18 protein-coding genes and 2 tRNA genes are annotated in these 14,239 nt (G+C 67.2%); 11 read left to right on the forward strand and 9 right to left on the reverse strand.

Annotation, left to right across the window (positions count from 1 at the left end):
* Nucleotides 1-46 precede the first annotated feature (46 nt).
* Nucleotides 47-412, forward strand: a complete 366-nt coding sequence (locus tag AT701_RS31045; protein WP_003897753.1) for a LapA family protein — start codon at nucleotides 47-49, stop codon at nucleotides 410-412.
* A 26-nt stretch (nucleotides 413-438) separates the two neighbouring features.
* Here AT701_RS31045 and AT701_RS31050 read toward each other — a convergent pair whose 3' ends face one another.
* Both AT701_RS31050 and AT701_RS31055 read right to left on the reverse strand, forming a co-directional pair.
* The gene (locus AT701_RS31050) at nucleotides 439-1,452 is read right to left on the reverse strand and encodes a phosphotransferase family protein (protein WP_011731214.1); all 1,014 of its coding nucleotides are present in this window, start codon (nucleotides 1,450-1,452) and stop codon (nucleotides 439-441) included.
* A gap of 9 nt (nucleotides 1,453-1,461) precedes the next feature.
* Nucleotides 1,462-2,070 carry a histidine phosphatase family protein gene (locus AT701_RS31055; protein WP_011731215.1) on the reverse strand — a complete coding sequence of 203 codons (609 nt, stop codon included), beginning with the start codon at nucleotides 2,068-2,070 and terminating at the stop codon, nucleotides 1,462-1,464.
* Between the two features lie 73 nt (nucleotides 2,071-2,143).
* Here AT701_RS31055 and AT701_RS31060 point away from each other — a divergent pair, with 73 nt between their 5' ends.
* On the forward strand, nucleotides 2,144-2,899 hold the full coding sequence (locus AT701_RS31060) for an SDR family NAD(P)-dependent oxidoreductase (RefSeq protein ID WP_011731216.1): 756 nt from the start codon (nucleotides 2,144-2,146) through the stop codon (nucleotides 2,897-2,899).
* Here AT701_RS31060 and AT701_RS31065 read toward each other — a convergent pair.
* From AT701_RS31065 to AT701_RS31075, 3 genes are read right to left on the reverse strand one after another with little or no spacing between them, the layout of a single operon-like run.
* Nucleotides 2,896-4,776 carry an alkyl/aryl-sulfatase gene (locus AT701_RS31065; RefSeq protein WP_011731217.1) on the reverse strand — a complete coding sequence of 627 codons (1,881 nt, stop codon included), beginning with the start codon at nucleotides 4,774-4,776 and terminating at the stop codon, nucleotides 2,896-2,898. The genes AT701_RS31060 and AT701_RS31065 overlap by 4 nt on opposite strands.
* A gap of 13 nt (nucleotides 4,777-4,789) precedes the next feature.
* Nucleotides 4,790-5,668: an NAD(P)-dependent oxidoreductase gene (locus AT701_RS31070; protein ID WP_011731218.1), complete on the reverse strand. Its 879-nt coding sequence runs from the start codon at nucleotides 5,666-5,668 to the stop codon at nucleotides 4,790-4,792.
* Nucleotides 5,665-6,537, reverse strand: coding sequence for an NAD(P)-dependent oxidoreductase (locus AT701_RS31075; protein WP_058127223.1), 873 nt, complete (start codon nucleotides 6,535-6,537; stop codon nucleotides 5,665-5,667). The genes AT701_RS31070 and AT701_RS31075 overlap by 4 nt, the downstream gene beginning before the upstream one ends.
* An 88-nt stretch (nucleotides 6,538-6,625) precedes the next feature.
* Here AT701_RS31075 and AT701_RS31080 point away from each other — a divergent pair, with 88 nt between their 5' ends.
* The gene (locus AT701_RS31080; protein WP_014878621.1) at nucleotides 6,626-6,964 is read left to right on the forward strand and encodes a winged helix-turn-helix transcriptional regulator; all 339 of its coding nucleotides are present in this window, start codon (nucleotides 6,626-6,628) and stop codon (nucleotides 6,962-6,964) included.
* On the opposite strand, the gene AT701_RS31085 is transcribed toward AT701_RS31080, so the two are convergent.
* Nucleotides 6,961-7,458: a metallophosphoesterase family protein gene (locus AT701_RS31085; RefSeq protein WP_003897761.1), complete on the reverse strand. Its 498-nt coding sequence runs from the start codon at nucleotides 7,456-7,458 to the stop codon at nucleotides 6,961-6,963. The two genes, AT701_RS31080 and AT701_RS31085, sit on opposite strands and share 4 nt — an antisense overlap.
* Nucleotides 7,459-7,619: 161 nt before the next feature.
* On the opposite strand from AT701_RS31085, the gene AT701_RS31090 reads away from it, so the two are divergent.
* Nucleotides 7,620-7,970, forward strand: coding sequence for a hypothetical protein (locus AT701_RS31090; protein WP_003897762.1), 351 nt, complete (start codon nucleotides 7,620-7,622; stop codon nucleotides 7,968-7,970).
* Between the two features lie 92 nt (nucleotides 7,971-8,062).
* Nucleotides 8,063-8,491 (forward strand): hypothetical protein, encoded by a 429-nt coding sequence (locus AT701_RS31095; protein WP_011731221.1) that lies wholly within the window; start codon nucleotides 8,063-8,065, stop codon nucleotides 8,489-8,491.
* Nucleotides 8,492-8,495: 4 nt separating this feature from the next.
* On the opposite strand, the gene AT701_RS35415 is transcribed toward AT701_RS31095, so the two are convergent.
* On the reverse strand, nucleotides 8,496-9,164 hold the full coding sequence (locus AT701_RS35415; RefSeq protein ID WP_029104332.1) for a hypothetical protein: 669 nt from the start codon (nucleotides 9,162-9,164) through the stop codon (nucleotides 8,496-8,498).
* A gap of 261 nt (nucleotides 9,165-9,425) precedes the next feature.
* On the opposite strand from AT701_RS35415, the gene AT701_RS31105 reads away from it, so the two are divergent.
* On the forward strand, nucleotides 9,426-10,004 hold the full coding sequence (locus AT701_RS31105) for an LppU/SCO3897 family protein (protein ID WP_011731223.1): 579 nt from the start codon (nucleotides 9,426-9,428) through the stop codon (nucleotides 10,002-10,004).
* A gap of 73 nt (nucleotides 10,005-10,077) precedes the next feature.
* On the opposite strand, the gene AT701_RS31110 is transcribed toward AT701_RS31105, so the two are convergent.
* Together AT701_RS31110 and AT701_RS31115 are read right to left on the reverse strand one after the other, a co-directional pair.
* A tRNA-Arg gene (locus AT701_RS31110) sits at nucleotides 10,078-10,150 on the reverse strand.
* Nucleotides 10,151-10,187: 37 nt separating this feature from the next.
* Nucleotides 10,188-10,279, reverse strand: a tRNA-Ser gene (locus tag AT701_RS31115).
* 86 nt (nucleotides 10,280-10,365) lie between these two features.
* On the opposite strand from AT701_RS31115, the gene hisC reads away from it, so the two are divergent.
* The 5 genes from hisC to AT701_RS31140 all read left to right on the forward strand — a co-directional run bounded on the left by hisC (nucleotide 10,366) and on the right by AT701_RS31140 (nucleotide 14,212).
* On the forward strand, nucleotides 10,366-11,451 hold the full coding sequence (gene hisC / locus AT701_RS31120; protein ID WP_011731224.1) for a histidinol-phosphate transaminase: 1,086 nt from the start codon (nucleotides 10,366-10,368) through the stop codon (nucleotides 11,449-11,451).
* Nucleotides 11,448-11,921, forward strand: a complete 474-nt coding sequence (locus AT701_RS31125) for a DUF4334 domain-containing protein (RefSeq protein WP_003897767.1) — start codon at nucleotides 11,448-11,450, stop codon at nucleotides 11,919-11,921. Before hisC ends, AT701_RS31125 begins: the two co-directional genes overlap by 4 nt.
* A gap of 2 nt (nucleotides 11,922-11,923) precedes the next feature.
* Nucleotides 11,924-12,739: a crotonase/enoyl-CoA hydratase family protein gene (locus AT701_RS31130; RefSeq protein WP_058127224.1), complete on the forward strand. Its 816-nt coding sequence runs from the start codon at nucleotides 11,924-11,926 to the stop codon at nucleotides 12,737-12,739.
* Between the two features lie 160 nt (nucleotides 12,740-12,899).
* Nucleotides 12,900-13,661: a cutinase family protein gene (locus tag AT701_RS31135; protein ID WP_162139570.1), complete on the forward strand. Its 762-nt coding sequence runs from the start codon at nucleotides 12,900-12,902 to the stop codon at nucleotides 13,659-13,661.
* 281 nt (nucleotides 13,662-13,942) lie between these two features.
* Entirely contained in the window at nucleotides 13,943-14,212 is a 270-nt protein-coding gene (locus tag AT701_RS31140) for a hypothetical protein (RefSeq protein ID WP_058127225.1), read from the forward strand.
* Nucleotides 14,213-14,239: the final 27 nt, after the last annotated feature.

The following is a 14,239-nucleotide window of genomic DNA, read 5'->3' on the forward strand; positions in this document are numbered from 1 at the left end:
TCGCCCGGTGGTTTGCTTTGTGGACATATCGAGCAAAGATGGCTACATGACCAGCGATCTCCCCGCATCGCCCGATCAGCCGGAGCCGACGCACGGTATGCCGCCACCGCCACCGGCGCCTGGCAAACCCAAGGAGCTGGCCGCCGAGCCCAAGCTCACGCGCGCGGGCGCCCTGTGGACCGCGCTCATCATGGGTTTTCTGGTGCTGATCGTGCTGCTGATCTTCATCGCCCAGAACACCACGTCGGCCGAGTTCGCGTTCCTCGGCTGGCACTGGTCGCTACCGCTCGGGGTGGCGATCCTCGGGGCCGCCGTGGCCGGCGGCCTGCTCACGGTCGCGGCAGGCACCGCCCGCATCTTCCAGCTACGCCGCGCCGCCAAGAAGAACCTCAAGGCCGCGATGCGCGACTGAGCGCGCGGGCGCAGACCCGGTGACGCTCAGCCCAGCGCGGCAAGCCCCGCGGCGATCATCGGGGCGACGGCCTCGCCGACCTGCTCGGGTCCGTCGGCACCTTCGCGCCTGCGGTAGTCGATACCCGCGGCGATGATGGCCAGCTTGAAATAGGCCAGCGCCATGTAGAAGTCCCAGTGCGCGAGGTCGCGACCCGACACCTTGGAGTACCGGTCGGCCAGTTCGTCGGCCGGCGGCACGAGATCCGACGACCAGGCCGCGTCGGTGTGGATGTGCCCGAACATCGGGTTGCGGTACACGCACATCAGCGCGGCGTCGCTGAGCGGATCGCCCAGCGTGGACATCTCCCAGTCCAGCACGGCGCGCACCACGGTCGCGTCCTCGGCGTCGAGGACCGTGTTGTCGATGCGGTAGTCGCCGTGCACGATCGACGTCCCGCTCTGCGGCGGGACCGCGTCGGCGAGCGCGGCGTGCAGGCGGCGCACGTCGTCGTCGCGCGCGTCGTCGGGAAGGCGTACGTGCTCCCACTGCGAGCCCCAGCGGCGCACCTGGCGCTCCAGGTAACCGTCGGGCTTGCCGAAATCGCCGAGGCCGACGGCGTACGGGTCCACTGCGTGCAGGTCGCTCAATGCCTTGATAAGCGCGTCGATGCAGTTGTCGATCACGGTCTGATCGCCGAGGGCGGCCAGCTCGGCGGCGGTGCGCACGACGCGGCCGTCGACGTGGTCGACCATCTGGAAGGGCGCGCCCAGGACGGAGTCGTCGTTGCGCATCGTGACCGCGCGCGCGACCGGCACCGGGGTGCCTGCCAGGGCCGCGACGACGCGGTACTCACGCGCCATGTCGTGCGCCGACGGGGTGAGGCCGTGCAGCGGCGGGCGCCGCAAAACCCACTTCGAGGCGTCGTCGAACACCAGGAACGTCAGGTTCGACCGGCCGCCGGCGATCAGTTCGGCGCGCAGGTCGCCCGCTCGGGCGATTCCCTCGGCACGGAGGTGGCGGTCGAGGGCGTCGAGGTCAAGGCCTTCCAGCGAAGTCACGGAAACTGTTTACCACCGCGCGTTTCGCGGCAGGAGATCCCATACGTGTTCGGTGCTGTTGACCGAGGCCACCGACAGCCGCCCCGACCTCGAGGCCAGCACACGGGTGACCGAGGCGTAGTCGATGTGGAACGACAGCAACCGCTCGGTCTTGAGGATCCCGTGCAACGCCACGTTGATCACGCCGCCGTGGCTGAACACCGCCACGGTGTCCTCGTGGTTGCCCGCAGCCACCAGGTCGTCGAACGCGGCGCCGATCCGGCCCGCGAACTCCTCCTCGTCGACGCCGCTGGGCAGGTGACCGCCGGCCAGCCGGGCGAGTTCGGCGGGGTTCTCCTGCGCGATCTGTTCGATCGGCACGTAGTGCGACATGTCGCGGTCGTACTCGGCGAGCCGCTCGTCGATCTCCACGGGCAGCCCCAGCGCTCCGGCGAGCGGTTCACCGGTCTGCACGGCGCGCCGTTGCGGACTGCTCACGACCCGCGTGACCGGGAATCGCTTGAGCGCGTCGGGCAGGCGAACGGCCTGTTGCAGGCCGATCTCCGACAGCACGGGATCGGAACCCTGGCCGGGTTCGCTGCGCAGCGGCAGAGCGTGTCGGATCAAAAGCAGTTGCACCGTGTCACCATATGGCAGTCTTCGTCCAACGAGTCAGCCGTGCCAGTCAGGCATACCAGGGACAGGAGCTGTAATGGGTTACGCCGACCAGCTTTTCGACCTCACCGACCGCGTCGTGCTGATCACCGGCGGCAGCCGCGGCCTGGGGCGGGAGATGGCGTTCGGTGCCGCCCGCTGCGGTGCCGACGTGATCATCGCGAGCCGCAACCTCGATTCGTGCGTGGTCACCGCCGAGGAGATCGCATCGGAGACAGGGCGAACGGCGTTCCCGTACTCGGTGCACGTGGGCCACTGGGACGAACTCGACGGGCTCGTCGACGCCGCGTACGAACGGTTCGGCAAGGTCGACGTGCTGGTGAACAACGCGGGCATGTCGCCGCTGTACGAGTCGTTGAGCGCGGTCACCGAGAAGCTCTACGACGCGGTGTTCAACCTCAACCTGAAAGGACCGTTCCGGCTCTCGGCGCTGATCGGTGAGCGCATGGTCGCCGACGGTGGCGGCCGGATCATCAACGTCAGTTCGTCGGGGTCGTTGCGGCCCGACCAGTACATGCTGCCGTATGCCGCGGCCAAAGCCGGGCTCAACGTGCTCACCGAGGGGCTCGCCAAGGCGTACGGCCCCACGGTGCGGGTCAACACGTTGATGGCCGGGCCGTTCCTCACCGACGTGAGCAGGGCGTGGAACATGTCCGGCGACCCGTTCTCGCACCTGGCGCTGCGGCGCGCCGGTGATCCGCGCGAGATCGTCGGTGCGGCGCTGTTCCTGATGTCGGACGCCTCGAGTTTCACCACAGGCTCGATCGTGCGTGCCGACGGCGGCCTGCCCTAGGGCGTGACGATGCTGAAGTTCGGGTCGGGCCGGTCGAGCACGCGCAGGAACGACTGCAGCACGTCAGGGGCACCGGTGACCTGAAGTCCGGGCATCGCGGTGTCGCCGATGAAGAAGGTCAGCAGCCGCATCCTGTCGGCGACGGTCACGCTGGCGTGCGCACTCGACGGATCCGGCTCGGTTCTGCGGTGCACCAGTACCCCGTTGCGCAGCGTCAGCCGGTAGGTATCGCCGGTGTCGGCGAACGTGACGTCGATGGCGAGGTCGAGATCCCATGCGCGCGGCCCGTTCACGTTGATGGCGACCGCGTCGAAGATCTGCTCGGGTGTCAGCTGGGCGAGCAGTGTGGGCGAGGACGGCGCGGTCGGGGTGCCGAACTTGCCGTCACGCAACTCGGTGGCGCCGCCGAGGAAGAAGTTGCGCCAGACCGCGTTCTCGGCGCCGTAGGCGAGCTGTTCGAGCACCTCGGCGTACAGCGCGCGTGCGCCGCGATGGTGCTCATCGGTGAACACCGCATGGTCCAACAGCGTTGCCGCCCAGCGGTAGTCACCACTGTCGAAGGCGCGCCGCGCCAGCTCTACGACACGGTCGATGCCGCCCATCGCGTCGACGTAGCGCGGGCCGAGCGCCTCGGGCGGATGCTGCCACAACCGGCCGGGGTTGCCGTCGAACCAGCCCATGTAGCGCTGGTAGACCGCTTTGACGTTGTGGCTGACCGATCCGTAGTAGCCGTGCGTGTGCCACGCGGCCTGTAACGCGGGCGGGAGCTCGAACTGCTCGGCGATCTCGATCCCGGTGTGCCCCTGGTTGATCAGACGCAACGTCTGGTCGTGCAGGTAGGCGTACAGATCTCGTTGCAGCGAAAGGTATTCGACGATGTTGTCGCGTCCCCACGTGGGCCAGTGGTGGGATGCGAACACCACGTCGGTGCGGTCGGCGAAACTGTCGATGGCCTCGGTGAGATATCCCGCCCAGCCGTGCGGGTCGCGCACCAGCGCGCCACGCAGGGTCAGGAGATTGTGCAGATTGTGGGTCGCGTTCTCCGCCATGCACAACGCCCGGAATTTCGGGAAATAGAAGTGCATCTCCGCAGGCGCCTCGGTGCCGGGCGCCATCTGGAACTCGATGTCGACACCGTCGATCGAGTGGATCTCCCCGGTTTCGCGGATGTCGAGGGTCGGCACGATCAGCGCCACCTCCCCCGTCGACGGCACCTGCCCCAGACCGCAACCCACCTGCCCCAGGGGCCCGCGGGCCAGCGCGGCGCCGTACATGTAGGCCGCGCGCCGCGCCATCGCCGTTCCCGCATACACGTTCTCCTGCACCGCGTGCGTGGTGAAGTGCTCGGGGGCGATCACCACGACCCTGCCCGCGTCCACGTCGGCCTGGGTTGTCACACCGAGCACACCGCCGAAATGGTCGACGTGGCTGTGGGTGTAGATCACCGCGGTGACGCGGCGGTCACCGCGGTGCGCGCGGTACAACGCCAGCGCGGCGGCCGCGGTCTCGGTCGAGATCAGTGGGTCGATGACGATGACGCCGCTGTCGCCCTCGACGAACGTGATGTTGGACAGGTCGAGTCCGCGCACCTGGTAGATGCCATCGACGACCTCGTAGAGCCCCTGTTTGGCGCAAAGCCGGCTCTGCCGCCACAGGCTGGGGTGCACACTGGCCGGGGCCTGCTCGCTGTCGAGGAACCGGTATGAATCGTTGTCCCACACCAACCGCCCGTCGTCGGCGGTGATCACGCACGGTTCGAGCGCGGCGATGAAGCCACGGTCGGCGTCGTCGAAATCTCGGCGGTCGCCGAACGGGAGGGTGGTGAGGTGTTCGCGGTGCGCGGCTTCGACGACGGCACTCGGTGGGTTCGACTCCATTGCGGCAGGATATTCACCCCCGCGTCAAAGTGGTCATTTCTGACGCGATTCGGCTGATTTCGTCGTCGCCGTGCCCGGCCGCCACGGTCGCGTCGACATAGCCCCGGAAGGCTTCGAGCAGTCCGGCGTCGACCCCCGCCTCACGCGAGGCCGCGATCAGGTGCCGTACCGACGACGCGACCGATGACACCGATGCGCTGGCGTCCGAGTGCCGGTCGTCCTCGACGCGCTGGGCGACCTCGGTGAAGATCGGTGAGAGGATGCCGACGATGCCGTGCGCGTGCGGCATCAGCTCCGACGGTTCTATCCCGTTGGCGCGGGCCACCATCAGCGCGTGGCCGAAGCCGCCGACCGAGGTCCAGAACAGGTCCAGCAGCGCCATGTCGAACGCCGCGGCGCGGCCGTGGTCTTCCCCCACCCACGTGAGTTGACCCAGCGTGTCGAGCACACCGCGGTGCTCGTCGAACAGTGCCTGCGGACCCGCGAACAGGATGCTGGCGCCGCGAGTTCCGATGGTGTCGATGGGGGTCATGATCGCGCCGTCGAGGTAACGGCCCCCGACATTGCCGACCAGCTTGGCGGTGCGCCGGGCCCGGTCGGGGGTGTCGGAACTGAGCCCGATGACGGTCCGGCCGGCCGGCGCGTCGCCTGCCGCGGTGAGGATCGCGTCCACCGCATCGTGGTCGACGACGTTGACCAGTGCGAGGTCGCTCGCGGCGATCGCGGCCGCGGGCGTCGGCGCCGACAGCGCGCCCCGGTCCCGCAGGGCCTGCGCCTTGCTCTCGGTGCGGTTCCACACCGTCACGGTGTGTCCCGCGTCGAGCAGCGCGCGCGAAAGCGCCTGCCCCATCGGGCCGAGGCCCAAAACCGTCACGGTCGGTGTGGTTGTCATGCTGCGCTCCTGATGCTCTCGATGATCCTGGGGAAACCGTCGCTGCCGTGACCGGCGTCGATCTGGCGATGGATGAACCGCTGGACGACGTCTACGAGTTCGGTGCTGATGCCCTGGGCGCGCGACGCTTCGACGATGTCGCTGATGTCGGAGAATTCCAGGCTCTGCTGGCCGGGCACCGAGTAGTCGCCGCCGTCGATGATCTCGGCGTACCCGGTGACCGCCGGTGCCATGGCAGTGAGCCAGTCGGCGGCGCGGAAGGCGAAGTCCTTGGCCGACACGCCCTGCGCGGCGACCATCGCGGCGCCGTGGAAGAACCCGGCGAACATGGCGTACATGCCCGCGAGCAGTGCCAGGTCGTACAGCGACGCGATGCCGGCGTCGTCACCGAGATACTCTGGTGTGCCCCAGGTTTCGAGCAGCGGATGAACATCCTCGAACAATCCCGGTGAACCGCTGTAGAGGATGCGCGATCCGGGGGTGCCGATCATGTCGGGCGTCGCGAGGATCCCGCCGTCGAGGTGTTCGGCGCCGTGTCCGGTGGCCCAGCGTCCCAGTTCACGCACGCCCTCGGGTGACGTCGTGGTCAGGTTGACCACGCGTCGCCCGGCAAGCCGGTGGGCCACGGGGTCCAGGACGTCGTGCACCGAGGCCTGGTCGAACAGGCAGACCACGATCGGGCCGTCTGCATCGTCCAGGGCGTCGGCCACGTCGGCGACGGCGCGCGCACCCGCCTCGACGAGCGGCGCGGTCTTCGACGGAGTGCGGTTCCACACCGTCACGCGGTGACCCGCGGCCAGCGCGGAATGCGCGAGCGCCGAACCCATTTCGCCGACGCCGAGGAACGTTACGTGCTGTGTCGATGGCATGTGACCATCGTTGGACGACACGCACCGTGCGACAAGTACCCACTTAAAAGTGCGATACTTACCAAAACGAAACCATTGGGGGTGACCAGTGACTTCATTGGGCAGGTACACCTGCGGACTCGACGCCGCGATGGCTGTCGTGGACGGCAAATGGAAACCGTTGATCCTGTGGGAGTTACAGGACGGGCCCAAGCGGTTCAACGCACTGCACCGCAGCCTCGACGGGATCTCGCAGAAGATGCTCACGCAGCACCTCAAAGAACTGCAGCGCCATGGCGTGGTGCACCGCGAGAGCTACCACGAGGTGCCGCCGCGTGTGGAGTACTCGATGACGCCGGCGGGTGTCGAACTGCTCGACGCGCTCAACCCACTGGGCCTCTGGGCAGAAAAACACATCGACCTGATCTGCGCGGCCGACACGGCCTAGCGCTCGATCGCGTGCAGCACGACGTCGGTCAGTGCCCCGTTGTCGGCCGTCGCGGTCATATAGGTGCAGTAGGGCTGACGTCGACGATCGGTCGGCGATCCCGGATTCAGCAGGCGCAGACCGGTTTTCGCGGTGGTGTCCCAGGGGATGTGGCTGTGGCCGAACACCAGCACGTCGGTGTCCGGATATAGCTTGGCCATCCTGGCCTCGCGGCCGGTCGCCGCGCCGGTCTCGTGCACGACAGTGAAGCGCAGGCCGCCCAGCATGACGTCGGCACGCTCGGGCAGGCGCCTGCGCAATTCGGGGCCGTCGTTGTTGCCCCAGCAGCCGACGAGTTGCTGCGCGCGTGCGCTCAGCAACTCGAGCAGAGCGGGTTCGACCCAGTCTCCCGCGTGGATGACCACGTCGGCGCGATCCACCTGGTCCCACACCGGTTTCGGCAGGTCCCGCGCTCGCTTGGGTACATGGGTATCGGCGATGAGCAGCAACCGCACGAAACCAACAGTAGTGGAGACCGACAGGACCGCCCGGCGGCCCGCCGGACGGCACCTGGATAAACGCCGTACACAGGCCTACTCTGGACACAAGTTGGCGCGTCCCGCTCCCCCCTAGCTGAGCGTGGCGCGCTGACGTTTGCAGAGCATAGACTCCGCGCATGGAACTACTACGGCACGTAGTTGTCTATCTGCATCTGATCGGATTCGCCGTGATGGTCGGCGCCTGGGTGGCCGAGGCCGCGGCGCGGCGCTTCGAGATCACCCGCGTGATGGATTACGGAATCCTGCTGTCACTGCTGACCGGACTGGCCCTGGCCGCACCCTGGCCCGCGGGCATCGAACTCAACTACCCGAAGATCGGCATCAAGCTCGTCATCCTCGTGGCCCTCGGCGCGGTTCTCGGTATCGGCCGTGCCCGCCAGCGCCGGACCGGGCAACCTGTGATGCCGTTGTTCGTCGCGGCCGGTGTGCTCCCGTTGCTCGCAGCGGGTATCGCGGTGCTCTGGTGAAAGCTCTGATGAAACCGTCCTGACCACGAATCTTTTGACCGTCGCGTAAAGTCGACCGGCAAAGAGAATTCGTCGGGGGCAGGTACGGGTCAATGGGTCACAAGCACGCCATGGCGACAGCCAAGGTCATGCGCACGGCGGCATTCACCGGGTGCGATTCACCGCATGGCGACGTCCGCGTAGTCCGCGCGCGGGCCCAGTCGGCGAACCTGCCTCGTCAGGCCCACCACGCACCGTCCGACGATGCACGCAGGCGCCGCTACACCGGCCTGCGGCGCACCACCGCGCTACCGGGACGCTCGCCGTGGATGAACGATCGCGTGACGGTGCTGCTGCGGTACCTCACCGACGATCACGGCCTGCACGTCCCCGTCGAACTGGCGCGCGTCCAGGTGACCGGACACGTCGACCTGCTCGTGAGTGTGCTGCGCCTGGACCGCCAGACCGCGCGCAGGCATGTCACCGACGAGGTGCTGCGCGAACTCGCGTGTGACATCGCGGCCACCCTCATCGCCGACTGAACCCTCAGAACTCGATCAGCCCCAACGTGTAGAGCACGGCCACCGAGGTCGGATCGACGAGATCCTGCCCGAGCACCGGACTCTCGGCGGTGTCGATCGCCCGCTGAGCCAGGGCCGCGCGGGTGGCGTACCAGCAGACCGGGCACAGCCGGCCCAGCACGGCCGCCTCGGTGCCGTCGGGGTACACGAGGGTGTCGCCGTCGGCCGCGACGGTCACCGAATCGACGATCAGCGCATCCAGTTTGGCGCACACGAGTTGACGCATCGCCGCTGCGGCTCGCGACAGGTCGCGCACGTCGGGCGTACCGAGCCGTCCGCGCTCGTCGCGGGCGACGTGCAGCAGGTAGTCCTGCCCGTCGCTCAGCTCGATGCTCTGGCCCAGCGGCAGGGCGATGTTGATCATCGCCAGCATCGACGCCTCGCGGCGCGCCGCGTGGAACCGGGCGATGTCACGCGCGAGCCGTTCGTCGTCGAGACGCCGGGCCTCGTTGTCGAGGAGATGCCGATCCTCGTCCACGTGAACGTGTACGTCGCCGTCGTCCGTGGACGGAGCGAGGTACGGCTGCAACGACTCACTGTTCGCGTACTCGACGAGCACCTCGTCGAACGGAATGGCCTGCCGCGCGGGGAGGAACAGCCCCGCCGCGAAGGCATCCGGTATCTCACTCTGCACTACCCCACCCCCAAAGCAGCTACTTTCACTTCATACCCATTGAAGTGGATTGAAGTTTGCTGCGTGACAGCATACCGGGAGATTTCGTACGGTCGAGCAAACCAAATACTTGATTCCACAAGGGATTATTGACGCGTTTCGCAAATCCGTTGACTTGACATCCGTCAACTCGACCCGAGATGCACTTGCTTGCCAGTTGGCGCTAACATCCCTGCTCGTCAATCCTCAGCAAATAAATGAGGCAGCACAGGGGGTATCAACATGACCGAAACGGCACCGACGCAGCGCTGGTGGCGCAGGAAGAGCGCCCGCATCTCCTTCGTGGTGATCGGCACCGCGCTGATCATCCTGGCGAAGGTCGGCCTCGCCGAGAAACGCGAGGAACAACGCGCCGTTGCCGACGCCCGGCACGAGATCAGCAGCTTCTCGGTGGGTGACTGCGTCACCATCAGCCCCGGCGCCGGCAAGACCGGTCCGAACATCCAGCGCAGTTCCTGCACCACCGATCCCAGCTACACCGTGGGCGCGGTCATCGAAACCGATCAGGTGTGCGGCAACGACAACTACATCGGTTACACGTGGACCGTCGGCCACGCCGAGACCGACAAGAACACCGTCGGCCGGCTCTGCCTCGTGGAGAACCTCACCGTCGGCCACTGCTACCACCCGCAGCCGGGAAGCGACCTCCTCGAGCAGACCGACTGCGCCACCGACGACGCCACGGCCTACCGGGTGGTGCAGCGGTTCGACGCCGCCGACCCGTCACAGTGCCCGCCGGACACCAGCGCCTACGACTACCCGGCCCCGGCCCGCACCTACTGCCTGGGCGTCACCCACTGATCCAAGGCGCACCGGACGCGGTGCAAAGACGAATCGGGGCGCGGTCTGTGATGACCGCGCCCCGACTCTCGTGTGCGCCCGAAGGGATTCGAACCCCTAACCTTCTGATCCGTAGTCAGATGCTCTATCCGTTGAGCTACGGGCGCTTGGCTATTCAGTTATACACGGTTGACGAATCAACCCTGGCGGAGGCGAGAGGATTTGAACCTCCGGTCCCCGGTAAGGGGGACAACTCATTAGCAGTGAGTCCCATTCGGCCGCTCTGGCACGCCTCCTGAACTTCTGTGAGGGTACCGGACTCCGTTTTGGTGCCCGTGACCGCCGAGGGAGAAGAGTACACACTCTCCCCTATCCTGACCAAGTGAGCATCCGATTGCGCGCCGAAATGGCCGACCTTCCCGCGTACGCACCAGGCAAAACAGTTCCGGGCGCAATCAAGATCGCGAGCAACGAAACCGTCCACGGACCACTTCCCAGTGTCCGCGAGGCGATCCTCAAGGCCACCGATCTGATCAACCGCTACCCCGACAACGGGTATCTTGACCTGCGGGAACGCCTTGCCAAGCACGTGAATTTCGCGCCCGAGAACATCTCTGTGGGCTGCGGATCGGTGAGTCTGTGCCAGCAGTTGATACAAATCACATCTTCCGTCGGCGACGAAGTGCTGTTCGCGTGGCGCAGTTTCGAGATCTATCCGCTGCAGGTCCGCACCGCGGGCGCCACGCCCGTGGCGGTCGCCCTGCGTGATCACACTCACGATCTCGATGCCATGCTCGCGGCCATCACCGACCGCACGCGTCTGATCTTCGTCTGCAACCCGAACAACCCCACCAGCACCGTCGTCGACCCCGGCGAGCTGGCGCGGTTCGTGGCCGCGGTACCGCCGCACATCCTCGTCGTACTCGACGAGGCCTACGTCGAGTACATCCGCGACGGCCTGCTGCCCGACAGCCTGGGCCTGGTGCGCGAGCACCGCAATGTCGTGGTGCTGCGGACGTTCTCGAAGGCCTACGGGCTCGCGGGCCTGCGCGTCGGGTACGCCGTGGCCGACCCGGAGATCGTCACGGCGTTGGGCAAGGTCTACGTGCCGTTCAGCGCGACCAGCGTGTCGCAGGCCGCGGCCATCGCGTGCCTGGACGCCGCCGACGAACTGCTGGCCCGCACCGACGCCGTGGTCGCCGAACGCACCCGCGTGAGCGACGCACTGCGCGCCGCCGGCTACACGCTGCCGCCGTCGCAGGCGAACTTCGTGTGGTTGCCGTTGGCCGAGCGCACGCTGGACTTCGTCGCCAGGGCCGCCGACAACCGCATCATCGTCCGGCCGTACGGTGAGGACGGCGTGCGTGTCACCATCGGTGCACCGCACGAGAACGACGCATTCCTGGACTTCGCACAGCGCTGGATCGCGCCGGGCGGGGCCGGGCCTCGAACAGGAGACAGCGCTTGACCGACGCACGGGGCACGTTCGAAGCATTCAAGAACCGCGACGGCGAGATCCCTGACGCCGAACTCGACGCCTTCTGGGCACTGCTACGCCCCGCCGGCATCGACTTCATGCTCGGTGAGTGGAAGGGCGGCGAGTTCTACACCGGCCACAAGGCCAACGGTTTCATGAAGAAGCTCAACTGGTTCGGCAAGACCTTCGTCTCGGCGTCGGAGGCCAAGCCACTGGTGTGCCTGGACGCCGACGGCAACAAGTTCTCCAACACCGAGGCCATGGGCGGCGAGGCCAGCCTGTGGCTCGAGGAGTTCCGCGGCGAGGTGACCGCGTCGATGGTCTACGACGGGCGTCCCGTGCACGATCACTTCAAGGTCGTCGACGACAACGCCGTCATCGGCATCATGAACGGCAAGGGTGCGCTCGATCTCAGCTCGGGAACGCCGCGGCATCTGTACTTCTACCTGGAGCGGATCTGACCATGGCTGACACGTACGAGTCGGTGACCGTCGAGGTCAAAGACCATGTCGCACAGGTGACCCTGATCGGGCCCGGCAAGGGCAACGCGATGGGGCCCGCGTTCTGGGAAGAGATGCCCGACGTGTTCGGCACCCTCGACGACGATCCCGACGTACGCGCCATCGTGCTGACCGGCTCCGGCAAGAACTTCAGCTACGGCCTGGACCTGCCCGCCATGGGCGCCTCGCTGCCCGCCCTGGACGCGGGCGCGAAGTCACGCTCCGACTTCCACAAGCGCCTGCAGAAGATGCAGGGCGCCATCACCGCGGTCGCCGACTGCCGCACGCCCACCATCGCATCGGTGCACGGCTGGTGCATCGGCGGCGGCGTGGACCTCATCAGCGCCGTGGACATCCGTTACGCGAGCGCCGACGCCAAGTTCTCGGTGCGTGAGGTCAAGCTCGCGATCGTCGCCGACGTGGGCAGCCTCGCGCGTCTGCCGCTGATCCTCAGCGACGGACATCTGCGCGAATTGGCGCTCACCGGCAAGGACATCGACGCCGCACGGGCCGAGAAGATCGGTCTGGTCAACGACGTCTACGACGACGCCGAGGCCTCGCTGGCCGCCGCGCACGCCACGGCCGCCGAGATCGCCGCCAACCCGCCGCTGACGGTCGCAGGCGTCAAGGACGTGCTCGACGCGCAGCGCACCGCGCAGGTGGCCGAGAGCCTGCGGTTCGTCGCGGCCTGGAACTCGGCGTTCCTGCCGTCGAAGGACCTCGCCGAGGCGGTGACGGCGATGTTCGAAAAGCGCAGGCCCGAGTTCACCGGCGAGTAGCACCCCCTCAGCGAAACCCGCTGGCCCGCAGAGCCTGTCGAAAACGGCCTGCGACGGCCTCCGCCGGCAAAGCTGCCGACTTTGCCGCGCCGTCGCGTCCCGACGATTTCGGCTCCGCAGGTTTGGTTTTCGGCGATCGCGGCAATTCCCGCATGCGGCAATGGCGCCACGGATTCGCTGTCGAGCTTTGGGGGTCGGGTCGGTGTTCAAGAGCACGCTTTCACGTTTCATTCCCGCGGTGTCCGCGGCGCTGTTGACCGCGGGCCTGGTCCCCGGTACGGCGGGCACCGCCAACGCCGAACCGCCGATCGAGGGCGCGGCGCCACCGTGCCCGGATGTCGAGGTGGTGTTCGCGCGCGGCACGTTCGAGCCGCCGGGTGTGGGGTTCGTCGGGCAAGCGTTCGTCGATGCGCTGCGCGGCAGGCTGGGCGACAAGAGCGTGGACGTGTACGCGGTGAATTACCCTGCGTCGCTTGACTTCCAGCGCGCAGCGGACGGAATCGTCGACGCCAGCCGCAAGGTCGAGCAGACCGCGGCGACGTGCCCGTCGACCAAGACCGTCATCGGCGGTTTCTCGCAGGGCGCCGCGGTGGCCGCCTACCTGACGGCCGACTCCGTGCCCGCGAATTTCGTACTGCCCGACGGGATCACGGGGCCCATGCCCGACGACGTGGCCAAGCACGTCACCGCGGTGACGCTGTTCGGGAAACCCTCCAACGGGTTCATCAACACCGTGCAGTCCACGGCGCCGCCCATCAACATCGGGCACCTGTACACCGACAAGACCGTCGACCTGTGCATCGAGACGGACCCCGTGTGCTCGCCCACCGGCAGCGACGGGGCCAGCCACAACCTGTACGCGACCAACGGCATGGTCCAACAGGCCGCCGACTACGTCGCCGCGCGAGTCCTGCCGCAGTGAGTGCGGGAGGCACCCCAGAAGCGTGATCTGGCGGGTTTCGGATACCGAGTTGAGCTGCGGGTTCTGCAGCCGCAGCGGTGACATGTCCGTGAGGTGAAGGCAGGCAGGTGCCGTTCGGGGCAGGAGGCTAAGCGGGACTGGACGCCGGGTTGCCGCATTCGTTTCTCGAAAGGCTCGACATTTTCTGAAAGCTCGCTGTGAATCTTGCGGATATGGTGCGCCGTACACCTCTGGTCATTCGTCCAAAGGCGAGTTCGGCTGTCGGGAAGGCAGGGACGACGATGAGAACACTGATGGTGGGGTTGGCGACCGCCGCGGGTCTGATGCTGGGTACCGCGGGTGTTGCTGCGGCCGACGACGTCATCGTCTACGACGGTGCGACGGGAATCCCGTGGAGCTGGCCGACCGAGGGCGCATGCATATCCGACGGTCCGGACATGCACCTGGAGAACGTGGGCGAGGACAACCTCTACCAGTACTGGTACTGCCTCCAGCACGACGACGGACTGTGGTACCTGCACAACAGCGACCAGCCGACCCACGAGGAGTGACCCCGAGCGACCACTTGATCCCGAGGG

This window comes from Mycolicibacterium smegmatis, from assembly GCF_001457595.1.
GTDB lineage: Bacteria > Actinomycetota > Actinomycetes > Mycobacteriales > Mycobacteriaceae > Mycobacterium > Mycobacterium smegmatis.